Source organism: Phocaeicola sp. RTP21198st1_B8_RTP21198_201120 (assembly GCF_040929485.1).
Taxonomy (GTDB): domain Bacteria; phylum Bacteroidota; class Bacteroidia; order Bacteroidales; family Bacteroidaceae; genus Phocaeicola; species Phocaeicola dorei.
Genome location: NZ_JBCOCI010000564.1, coordinates 1 through 1,029 on the forward strand (window position 1 = coordinate 1; position 1,029 = coordinate 1,029).

Sequence of the window (1,029 nt, forward strand, 5' to 3'; positions counted from 1 at the left end):
CCTCTCTTTCTCCGAGCACGTCGGTTTCAACCCGGCCTATTTGTTATCTTCTGCACTGACTATTATACTGGTAGGCGGCTATATGTTCGGAATTACCAAGAAAAAGAAACCATCATTAATCATGTCCGGCCTATTGGCTATACTCTATATTTATATCTTTGTTCTTATCCAGCTGGAGACTTTCGCATTATTGGCAGGCAGCTTAGGACTGTTTATCATTCTGGCAATAGTGATGTATTTTTCAAAGAAAATAGACTGGTTTAATGAATAATCGGCTTTTCTTCTGAAACACTTGACAAATGGCTTTTTATTTTGTATCTTTGAGAAAACAAAAGCAATAAGAGAAATGAAAAATCTAGGAAAAATAGAGACATAAAGGACCTTTAAACTGATACATTTTAGTATTAATACAGATATATCATAGGGCAATGATCTAACGATCATTGCCCTATTTTGTTTATATTTTTACTTAACTCATTCTATAGAATCTCTAAAAATACTCAAAATAGTTTTTAATAAACTCTGATACCGTTTATAATAAACTATCAAAAAGTTTATTATAAACCGAAAGTACGTTTATTAAGAACGTAGTCTTTAATTGTAAAAATTGACAAACACGTTTTCATACAATAGGAGGTTATAAATAAGCCGTTCATTCATACAGTAACATAAACAAACAAAATTCTTTATTTCATCCAAACGATTGAACTTCCTTCACTCACTACACACTAAAATGTTTTCTTCAAATATATCATATCCACCAACTGCACACCATCCTCATACATCGGATGATCGTAGTTGTCAGTAAAGAAATTCTTTATCCGGTGAGAAATCGCAAAACCACAGTGTTCATAAAAAGATCTGGAAGAAGGTACATCGCCTGTACCCACTAACATTTCAGAACACTTTCCCTGATAATATTCAAATAAAAATTCGATTAAACGTTTTCCATACCCCTGCCGTTGAAAGAAAGGAACGTTAGCAATATTCTTGATTTCATAAATACCTTCCCCTTCACGAGTCACTGCA

The 1,029-nt window shown here is 33.1% G+C and carries 2 protein-coding genes; one reads left to right on the forward strand and one right to left on the reverse strand.

Annotated elements, in window-relative coordinates; genetic code table 11:
* The coding region (locus AB5935_RS28120) for an inner membrane CreD family protein (RefSeq protein WP_368328119.1) at positions 1–271 on the forward strand (271 nt) is incomplete at its 5' end.
* A 457-nt stretch (positions 272–728) separates the two neighbouring features.
* Here AB5935_RS28120 and AB5935_RS28125 read toward each other — a convergent pair.
* Positions 729–1,029: GNAT family N-acetyltransferase (locus tag AB5935_RS28125; RefSeq protein WP_368328120.1), on the reverse strand; the 301-nt coding region annotated here is incomplete at its 5' end.